Raw genomic sequence first — 10,000 nt, 5'->3', positions numbered from 1 at the left:
AAAAGATATTGAATTCTTCGATCGCTTTCGCAAATTGAATCGCGCTGACCAGATCGGTGTGACCATGATTTTCGACAATAATATCGACATCAGGTCCCACGGCATCCCGAATGGCTTCGACGCGTTCTACACCGATTTTAATCGTTTCAGAGGAAAGGGGGCCTTCAAGAAAAACACCTTCTCGGCTGCCATTTCGATCATGCGCTAAAACATCGACTTTGACGGCATCATAACCTTCTGCAACCGCTTTCAAGGCTTCTTCTGCATATTCTTCTTTGCGACCTTTGGATTTTCGCTCTTTGCCCCATCCAAATTGTAATTGCGAAGCATACACTCTTAAATCTTCGCGATTTTTACCGCCAAGCAGTTTATAAACCGGTAAATTCAAGGCTTTACCTTTAATATCCCAAAAGGCGATATCAAAAGCAGAAATGCCAGAGAAAATAACGGTTCCACCGCCCTGTCCCCAAAAAGTTTTTTTGAAAAGTTTTTCCCAAATAGCTTCAGTATTAAAGGGATCTTCCCCTATCAAAAGAGCGGCATAATCTTTTAGAATACCAGCCGCAGCACTGCCTCCTACACCATAGGCAATACCCGCTTCACCAAGGCCATAAATACCTTCATCCGTAGAAACTTTTACCAGAATGGGACGCTGGCCAGATTGGGGACGAGTATGGACATGAAATATTTCAACTTTAGTAATTTTCATTATAAAATTCCATATTAAAATTTTAATATAAAAAAATTAAATATAATAATTTTTCATTATAAAATTGAGGATTTCATTTTCAAAACAAGCGAAATGTCTGTCTTTGACTCTTGGCCTTGGAAGGGGAATTTCGCGATCCAGACCAATCTGCCCATTTTCAAGGGCGATGACACGGTCAGCTAAATAGACGGCTTCACTGACATCATGAGTAACCAATAGAACCGTAAATTTTTGTTTAAGCCATAATCCTTCGATTAGCTTTTGCATTTGAACACGGGTCAAGGCATCCAATGCGCCCAAAGGTTCATCCAGTAGAAGAATTTTGGGTTTCCCTGCTAAAGCTCTTGCAAGTGAAACGCGTTGACATTGACCGCCAGATAGAATCTCTGGCCACTCATTTTCTTTGTCCAGAAGATTGACGGATTCCAAGGATTCACGAGCAATCTCTTTATCTCGATCTTTGGCACCCAAACGCACATTGTCGAGAACGCTTCGCCAAGGCAATAATCGCGCTTCCTGAAAGAGATAGCGGACAGACGGATTGATTTTTCTTCTTTCTTTCCCATCAATCAGAAGCTGACCGGAAGTTGGGCGTTCTAGATGAGAAATTAACCGTAAAAGGGTGCTTTTACCGCAACCGCTTTCTCCAACCAGAGCTACAAATTGCCCTTCTGGAATCGCGATATCAACATCTTTTAAAACTTCTACCGTTCCAAAATTCTTCCGTAATTTGGAAAGTTGGATAGATATCTTTTCCATCTAGCTTTCCTCCAAAATTTTTCTGTAATCTTGATGCCAGCGTAAAAGATGTTTTTCGATTTTCGCGGCTGCAAAGTCTGAAAAACTGCCCAGCATCGCATAGATAATAAGAGTTAAAACGATAATATCGATTTGCATGAATTCTCTGGCATTAGTCGCCATATACCCAATACCTGATTTGGCAGCGACGGTCTCAGCAACAATCAATGTGATCCACATTCTTCCCAAAGACTGGCGGATTCCTACCATGATAGAAGGGGTCGCGCCGGGGAAAATAATATTTTGGAAGGTCTCTCTATGGGTCAGGCCATAGACTTTTCCCATTTCCAGTAATTTCTTGTCGATGTGGCGAATGCCATAAAAGCTATTCAAATAAATCGGGAAAAAACATCCCAAAGCAATCAATATAACTTTGGACGTTTCTCCTAAGCCAAACCAGATTAGAATAAGGGGCAACAAGGCAAGATGCGGCACGTTACGGATCATCTGGATAGGGGTGTTCAATATTTCTTCGGCTATTTTGAATTGGCCATTCAAAACCCCCAAAAAAAATCCGATACCACCACCGATAATAAATCCAGCGATAGCGCGTAGACTGCTGACCCATAAATTATTCCAAAGAGCGCCATTTTTTGCCAGTCTAACGGTTACATGCCAGACGGACTGAGGCGTCGGAAAAATACTTTCGCTATTCTGTCCTTGGGTAAGGAAAAACCACGCCAACACGGCTATTATTGGAATAAGACAGGGAAAGATTATTCTATGCCATAGAATAGTCTTAATAGGGAGTAAATTTACCGATTTCAGCCTTGAATGAATCATCGAAAATTTCATGAATATCTCCCCTATTATTTAATAATTTTAAATCATAGAAGGTATCCGCTATGTCTTTTTCAGAAGAGATCGTTCTTTCATCTATCGGTTCTACTCTTGCATGAGATTGTTTGTTTTCTTGGTTTAAAATCTGAAGAAAATCTTCGGGATTCTGATTATTTTCATTGCTGTAAATTTCTGACCATTCTTCAGGATGTTCTCGCGCCCATTCATTCGCTTCGTGATAACGGGCGAGATAATCAACAATGGCAGCATGTTTTTTGGGATCATTGATTGCGGCTGGTGTGGCATACCAATAATAATCACCAGACAGAATTTTCTCTGCGGATTCTAGAGTTTTTGCGCCCTTTTGATGGGCTGTTAAAACCGAATTGCCATAACTGGCATAGGCATCCACTTTCCCGCTTAAAAGTGCAAAAAGCCCATCAGAGGTTGATGTTGGAATGGCATCAATATCTTGCCATGAAAGACCTGCATTTTTCAGCATTTTGGCTAGAAAATACTGTGCTGTTGTCCCTTTGACATAAGCTACCTTTTTCCCTTTTAATTGGGAAACTGAATGGATCGGGGAATCTTTCTTAATCAGAAGCTCTTGATCAAGTGTTGCCCCTTTTCTGATAGCAATAATTTTAAAATTACCACCATTGGCTGCCTGCGAGGCAAAAAGAGGTGGTATCTGACTACCGTTTCCAAGGTCGAGTTGATTGGCAGATAAAGCCGACATCGTCAAATTGCCGCTTTGCATAACATTAAAATCAACTTTGTATGGGGTGTTATCCAGCTTAGCCGCTTTAATAACGGATTGTCCGTTTCGGCCTTCTGACGCCCCAACACGCAAGGTTACCTGTGACAGATCAAGATTGGTTTTCGCCTCCTTTAAAAGCTTTTCTTCAAAAGGGTTTGCGTTATTGGATGGCTGAACATTTTTGTTGCATCCAGTGAATGCAAAAGAAAAACTTCCCAATAAAGCAAATGACATAACCAATTTATGACTACATTTCATTTTAAAACCTTTTTGTATGTAAAAATTGGCTCATCTCTTATGAAGATATATAAAAACAATGACATTTTTTCTTCTAAATTGTTAGAAACAAAATATTTATAGGGGTAAAATATTTTTTATTGTTGATTTTTATATTAATTTATGAACCATTAAATGTGATTCTTTAAAAAATGGGGACATATTCTAAAAATCTTTATGGATGGTCACACCACCGTAACGACCGTAATCACGGGATATCCAGCTAGTAACACCGCCAAGACTGCCATAAGTAAGGTAAGGAGAATAATGCGTATTAAGAGCATTCCTCATGATAAGCATGACACTTAGCTTGTTCTTTTTATCAGTGATGGATGTGTTGAAATTCAAAATGCCATAGGCCTTTTGAATGGTATCGACTGTTTCTGTCAGCGAATACTGGGTTTTGCTTTGCCAGTTATAACTGCCGCCGATCGTAAAACGAAAACGATCATTTAAATCTGTGGCATAATCGGCATTAGCTACCAATTTCCAACGCGGAGCAAAGGGCAGGGGTTTGCCGTCAACATTGCAAGATACCGAGGCATTAACCGGACAATTAAAATGATCAACAACAGCATGATTATAGGCAAAATTACCGCCAAAGGAAAAATCCTTGATCGGGCGAATACGGATATCGCCTTCAACACCCTTGGTTGATACGGTGCCCGCATTAACCAGATGCGTAATCAATGCGCCTCCGGCCGTACTATCAACGTTATTCGCTTGGTAATTAGAAAAATTCTCAATAAAGGCGGCAAAATTAGCCGTAATTTTTTTGTCCCACAGCTGTGTTTTGAAACCGATCTCATAACTATTATTGGTCTCAGGTTTTAAAACATTGGTATCGGTGCTCTGGGCACTAAAGAAAACATTGTAAGCAGGGCCCTTATACCCATGAGAATAGGTGAAATAGCTATGGATATCGTTGGTAATATCATATTGTAAACCGATGCGGTCGACATACCCATAATGGGATGTTGATCCCGAAGACTTAAAGCTCGGACGAATCCCCGTTACCGTTGTGGCAGAATCCGACTGACGACCAAAGAAATAAGATAGATCATCTCGTAGCAATCTAAGGCCTAAAATAGCCCTGAATTTTTTGGTGAAATTAAGATTACCTTCGCCAAAAATAGCATAATTATTACTTCTGGTGCCGAAATCGGCATGACCATGATAGGATGCCACACCGTTTCCAGACAATTTACTCATATAACGATCATATATTTCATGCTCGTCGGAATGGAGAAAATAAAATCCAGCGACATAATCAAAAAAATGCCCTTTGGGTGACGCTACTCGTATTTCTTGAGAGGCCTGCCAAAAATTGATCCAGCCCACATCCACTAATTTGGGTAAGCTGCCATAGATATGTGCCAGTTGGTCATAGTCGTAAATTTGTTTATTTTGCCAACGGCGATAGGCGGTAATGGAAGTTAGAGAATATCCACCGCCCAAATCCTGATCCAAGGTAATGGATGCACCACCGTTATGGTCAATCGTATAACCATATGTATCATTGCTTATATGGTTGTTATTTTTTGTCGGGGTAATACCTTCATTTTTTAAAGCGGCCTGTAGTGCTGTATTATTGGTTACCTTCCCAGAAGGATAAGCCGTTTTTGCAGAGGAGACAAAAATACCATTTGGGACATTGTCGTTGGAATAAATATAATCCAACCCCAAAGTCACTTTTGTTCGATCACTCGGTGTCCATAGAAATTTGGTTCTTCCTCCACGATGCTTATAGCCGTTGACCGTATTTCCTAAAAAATCATTATGGACGTTGCCATCAAAACCACTCACCAGAAAAGACGCATTGGCGGCCAATTTATCCTTAATAAGGCCGCCTGAAATACCGCCTGAAATCCGGTATTCATTACCTGAAAAATAAGAAGCCTCTCCGAAACCGTGAAAGTCTTGGGTAGGCGCCGCTGTTACAATATTGATAAGTCCAGCCGACGCATTTTTACCAAAACGGGTACCTTGGGGGCCTTTTAAAACATCAATATGGTCAACATCCAAAATGTCAGATGTGGCCTGCGCGCCTCGGGATAGAACAACGCCATCAATAACCGTCGAAACAGAAGGTTCTAATCCGCGGGAATGGGCAACGGTGCCGATGCCCCTGATAAAAATCGATCTATCTTTTGAAGAAGGTGCTGCACTAAAGCTGGCAGAAGGAATAAAAGCCAACATACCCTGAAGATCGTGAACATTCAGTTTTTTGACCTGTTCCTTCGTAAAAACCGAAGTCGAAATCGGCGTCTTTTGATTGGCCTCAAAAGGGGATCTTGCCGTCACCTGAATCGTCTGTTTATCTTCTGATACCTTGTTATCGGACGCTTTTGCATGAACAGGCGTCGATAAAGGAAAGGCTATTATTAAGGATGATGCTATAGCCAGTTTTTGCATAAGTTCCCCCCTCCTCCGGTCCCTCAACCTCCCTAAAATAATTTCCTTCGCTGACTTTAAAGACAACAAACAATTTATTTAATCACAGTAAATTATTCTTTCATTTTACATTTTGGTAATTTTAAGATTTTCGAAAAAGGGATGATTTTTTCAGGAAAAAACAGGTGGAATTTTCGAGAAATTTTTCTTTTTCATTTTTTTAAAAAAATGGTTTAAATTTAAACTTAAAATAAAAAATAAATTAAAAATTTAGATTTAAATTCCAAATTGATTTTAAAAAAGAAATGAATTTTTGCTAAAAAATCAAAAGAAAAAGATCTGATACCGGAATGGTGAAATCAGGCTTGGACATTGATAAATAGATATCTAAAAACGCATTATTTGATAAAGCAATATGCTTTTTTTGTGCCATGTTATCGCTATTTTACGATAGATTTTTCTTCGGAAAATAATCCACAAGACATAAAGAATCAGACAATATCGAAAGATTTTTGGAAAAATGATAAAACCCTGATTTTGGGTCAATCTATCTTATTTTTTTGTTTGTTAAGGGATAAAGAATGCCAAGGATAACCATCCTATGATAAGACTTGCTAATCCTCATTTTTTTCTATCCCTAAGCCGAAAATTAACACCTTGGCTTGGCCTTGCGGGTATTCTTTTCAGCCTCGCTGGCATTATCGGCGGTTTATTCGTGACCCCGCCGGATTACCTCCAAGGGGAAACCGTCCGCATTTTATATATCCATGTGCCCACCGCATGGCTCGCCATGGGGGGATGGAGCAGCATCGCCTTAGCTTCTTTGGTGCAATTTATTTGGCGACATCCTTTGGCCGGAATCGCAGCGAAAGCGATGGCTCTACCGGGGGCAATTTTTACAGGACTTTGCCTCATGACTGGCTCAATATGGGGCAGACCGACTTGGGGAACATGGTGGGAATGGGATGGCCGACTGACCTCTGTTCTGGTGCTTTTCTTTCTTTATCTCGGCTATATTGCGCTTTCCCGATCAGTCAGCAATTACAGCACGACATCGCGTATACCAGCGATTTACGCTTTGCTCGGTGCCGTCAATCTGCCGATTATTCATTATTCGGTTTTATGGTGGCGCACCCTTCACCAAGGCCAAAGCATCAGCCTTACGCATTCTTCCATTGATCCATCCCTTTTATGGCCACTGCCTTTGACTTTGATTGGCTTTTCCTGTCTCTTTGCCCTTATGACTATTTTTAGGATGCGTTATTTGCTTGCCCATGCCCAATATGAAGCCCGTCTCCGGAGGATGGCTGCCTTATGAATACGGCATCCCATCAATGGCCTTTTGTGATTGCGGCCTACGGCCTTGTTATAACCGTCACGCTTATGGCTCTATTCGGTAGCTGGTATCAAATGCGGCGGGCAGAAAAACGTCTGATGAAGCTGAACCAAGCAAAACAAGATTTACCTCGCAAGGCCTGACCCAAAATAGACGGAGATAAAAGTGCAAGCCAAACATCAACGGCTTATTCTGGGGATTATCGCCCTTGCGGCGGTTATAGCTGCCGGTTTTTTGGCACTTGTCGCCTTTAAAAAGCAGGCTGCCTATTTCTTCACGCCGACAGATGCCGTCAAGGCGCATCTGCCTTTAAACCGGAATATCCGCTTGGGGGGAATGGTCGAACGCGGCTCACTCATCCGTGAAAAAGACGGGGTAACCATCCATTTTCGGGTAACAGATGGTTACCAGAAAATTGCGGTTTCCTATCGTGGCATCGTGCCAGACCTTTTTCGGGAAGGTTCCGGTGTGGTCGCTGACGGTCATTTTGACCCATCCGGTTCTTTCACGGCTGAAACTATCCTCGCCAAACATGACGAACGCTACATGCCGCCGGTAACTCAACAGCAGGCGGCCGCGACCCAAACGACATTACAGGAAAAATGATGTGATTGCCGAATCCGGTCTTATTTTTTTGTGGCTCGCCGCCATGATGGCCTTGTTACAAGGCCTCTTTGGCTTGTCTGTTCTGAATAATCGCCTTGATGATGTCTTCTCCGGTGCCGTCAAAATAACAGCCCTTATCCAAGCCGCCTTGGCGCTGTCTGCTTTTTTCATGCTGCTCTGGCTTTTTATGCGGGTTGATTTATCGGTGACCTTGGTCGCTGAAAACGATCATTGGGCAAAACCGATGCTTTATCGTGTTGCGGCCAGTTGGGGCAATCACGAAGGTTCAATGCTGCTTTGGGTTACTATCCTTAGCTTTTGTGGGGCTTTGCTCGCGCTTTTTGGCGGAAAAATAGACCAGAAATTATTATCTTTGGCTTTGGGGTCACAGGCCTTCCTAGCCTTGGGCTTTTTTGCCTTTTTGCTCTTTGTTTCCAACCCTTTCGCTCGCCTCAATCCTCCTGCTACAGAAGGCCTTGGCTTAAATCCACTGTTACAAGACCCGGGATTGGCCTTTCATCCGCCAACGCTTTATCTTGGCTATGTCGGTCTATCGGTCGCTTTTTCTTTTGCGGTTGCCGCTCTGTTGACAGGAAGAGCAGACCGCGCCTTTGCGAAAGCCATGCGTATTTGGGTATTAGGCGCTTGGGTTTTTCTTACTATCGGCATTACCGCAGGCAGCTATTGGGCGTATTACGAATTGGGCTGGGGCGGCTTCTGGTTCTGGGATCCTGTCGAAAACGCTGCTTTAATGCCGTGGCTCGCCGCAACTGCCTTGTTCCATTCCGTTTCCGTTCTTGCCAAAAGGGATGCTTTACGGGTGTGGACGTTGGTCTTGGCCGTCACCGCTTTTTCAATGAGCATGATCGGCACTTTTCTGGTGCGTTCCGGTATTCTGGTGAGTGTTCATGCCTTTGCGGTTGACCCATGGCGAGGCAGTTTTATCCTTGGCTTGCTTGGGCTTTACATTGGTGGCGCCTTAGCCCTGTTTGCTCTTCGAATAGGCAAAATCCATCAGGGTAATCATTTTATTCTACCCAGCCGTGAAGCCGGTTTGGTGCTGAACAATCTCTTTCTCGGTGTTATTTTGGCGATCGTGCTGATTGGCACGCTCTATCCTCTTTTAGCTGAAATGATGAACGGAGAAAAATTATCCGTCGGCGCGCCCTATTTTAATATGATTATCACGCCACTGGCCTTACTTCTCTGCCTTTTGATGCCTTTCGGCACATTGCTCCGCTGGAAAGAAGACCGTTGGGCAAGTCTTAAATGGCCACTTCTGATCGGGGCAGGGCTATTCATCCTGACAGAAGTCATTCTTGTCTCAAAAGGCTTGTTTTCAACAGCACCTCTCGCCTCAATTTCTCTAGCTATTGCGGTAATGGTGGGGATTCTTTGCCTCTGGCCACTCCTTCGACAAAAGACCATCCGCCTCAATCTATGGGGTATGGTGTTGGCGCATCTTGGCATTGCTATAACTTTAGGCGGTATTGCTTCAAATGAGCTTTTTTCTCAAGAATTGCTCACCGCCTTAAAACCCCAACAAACGGCTCGCTTGGGTGATTGGCAACTGCATTTCGACAGGGTAATGCCCGATCTTGGTTCAGATTGGACGGCGATTGTCGCGGATATCCGCCTCGAAAGAAACGGACAATCTTTTACCCTTCATCCGGCACTCCGGCATTTCACCAATCCCGTCACGGATACCAGCGAAACCGCTCTTAAAACAACAAAGGGGGGTCAACTCTATCTGGTCTTGGGACAACAGGCCGAAGATGGTCGCTGGCAAATCCGCGCTTGGTGGAAACCTTTGGTAACGCTTATCTGGGATGGCGGTTTCCTCACCGCTTTTGGCGGCGGCTTGATCTTACTGGATAGGCTTTTGCGCTTTCTCCAGAAACGCCGTCACCAAAATCGCCCCGATGAAAGACAAAGGCTGTCTTTATGAAAACATGGCTAAAATGGCTACCTTTTGTGGGTTTTGCCGCTTGTTTCCTGTTTTTCCGACTAGCATTATCGCATCCTGAAAATACGGTTGTGCCTTCAAAACAGATTGGCAAGGCTATCCCTGAATTTCAATTGCCAGCGGTCTTACCTGACATCGCAGGGGTCAATAGTCGCGACCTGAAAAACGGCCAGCCGCATTTTCTCAATATTTTTGCTAGTTGGTGCCTGCCTTGCGCCGAAGAAAGCGGCAGCCTTATGGCTATTCATGAAGCGGGCATTCCGATTATGGCGATTGCCATTCGGGATAAGCCCGCTGATATTACCCGTTTTCTGACCCGCTATGGTAATCCCTATCAGGCCATCGGTATAGATCAAGGCAGCCAGATACAATTAG

The 10,000-nt window shown here is 43.3% G+C and carries 10 protein-coding genes; 5 read left to right on the top strand and 5 right to left on the bottom strand.

Annotated elements, in window-relative coordinates:
• The 5 genes from LDL18_RS03030 to LDL18_RS03010 all read right to left on the bottom strand — a co-directional run.
• Positions 1-709 (bottom strand): mandelate racemase/muconate lactonizing enzyme family protein (locus LDL18_RS03030; RefSeq protein WP_296506935.1); only part of this gene is annotated, 709 nt, incomplete at its 3' end.
• Positions 710-745: 36 nt separating this feature from the next.
• Complete coding sequence (locus tag LDL18_RS03025; protein WP_296506934.1) at positions 746-1,468, bottom strand: ATP-binding cassette domain-containing protein; 723 nt, start codon at positions 1,466-1,468, stop codon at positions 746-748.
• A complete protein-coding gene (locus LDL18_RS03020) occupies positions 1,469-2,194 on the bottom strand; it encodes an ABC transporter permease subunit (RefSeq protein ID WP_296506933.1) in 726 nt (241 codons plus the stop codon). It lies immediately after the preceding gene.
• 52 nt (positions 2,195-2,246) lie between these two features.
• Complete coding sequence (locus LDL18_RS03015; RefSeq protein WP_296506932.1) at positions 2,247-3,305, bottom strand: ABC transporter substrate-binding protein; 1,059 nt, start codon at positions 3,303-3,305, stop codon at positions 2,247-2,249.
• 183 nt (positions 3,306-3,488) lie between these two features.
• Entirely contained in the window at positions 3,489-5,738 is a 2,250-nt protein-coding gene (locus LDL18_RS03010; RefSeq protein ID WP_296506931.1) for a TonB-dependent receptor, read from the bottom strand.
• A 580-nt stretch (positions 5,739-6,318) separates the two neighbouring features.
• On the opposite strand from LDL18_RS03010, the gene ccmC reads away from it, so the two are divergent.
• The 5 genes from ccmC to LDL18_RS02985 all read left to right on the top strand — a co-directional run.
• A complete protein-coding gene (gene ccmC, locus LDL18_RS03005) occupies positions 6,319-7,035 on the top strand; it encodes a heme ABC transporter permease CcmC (protein ID WP_296506930.1) in 717 nt (238 codons plus the stop codon).
• Entirely contained in the window at positions 7,032-7,196 is a 165-nt protein-coding gene (locus tag LDL18_RS03000) for a hypothetical protein (protein ID WP_296506929.1), read from the top strand. The genes ccmC and LDL18_RS03000 overlap by 4 nt, the downstream gene beginning before the upstream one ends.
• Before the next feature lie 22 nt (positions 7,197-7,218).
• Positions 7,219-7,659, top strand: coding sequence for a cytochrome c maturation protein CcmE (gene ccmE / locus LDL18_RS02995; RefSeq protein ID WP_296506928.1), 441 nt, complete (start codon positions 7,219-7,221; stop codon positions 7,657-7,659).
• A gap of 1 nt (position 7,660) precedes the next feature.
• Positions 7,661-9,607, top strand: a complete 1,947-nt coding sequence (locus LDL18_RS02990) for a heme lyase CcmF/NrfE family subunit (RefSeq protein ID WP_296506927.1) — start codon at positions 7,661-7,663, stop codon at positions 9,605-9,607.
• The coding region (locus tag LDL18_RS02985) for a redoxin family protein (RefSeq protein ID WP_296506926.1) at positions 9,604-10,000 on the top strand (397 nt) is incomplete at its 3' end. The genes LDL18_RS02990 and LDL18_RS02985, both read left to right, overlap by 4 nt.

The organism is Zymomonas sp., from assembly GCF_020216885.1.
In the GTDB taxonomy this organism is placed as follows: domain Bacteria; phylum Pseudomonadota; class Alphaproteobacteria; order Sphingomonadales; family Sphingomonadaceae; genus Zymomonas.
Note: the sequence above shows the minus strand (reverse complement) of the source record. Positions and strands in the feature narration are given on the sequence as shown.

Bases quoted from the DNA above. Each gene is read 5' to 3' on its own strand.
- LDL18_RS03025 (WP_296506934.1), bottom strand. From the start codon at position 1,468: ATGGAAAAGATATCTATCCAACTTTCCAAATTACGGAAGAATTTTGGA.
- LDL18_RS03015 (WP_296506932.1), bottom strand. From the start codon at position 3,305: ATGAAATGTAGTCATAAATTGGTTATGTCATTTGCTTTATTGGGAAGT.
- LDL18_RS03010 (WP_296506931.1), bottom strand. From the start codon at position 5,738: ATGCAAAAACTGGCTATAGCATCATCCTTAATAATAGCCTTTCCTTTA.
- ccmC (WP_296506930.1), top strand. From the start codon at position 6,319: ATGATAAGACTTGCTAATCCTCATTTTTTTCTATCCCTAAGCCGAAAA.
- LDL18_RS03000 (WP_296506929.1), top strand. From the start codon at position 7,032: ATGAATACGGCATCCCATCAATGGCCTTTTGTGATTGCGGCCTACGGC.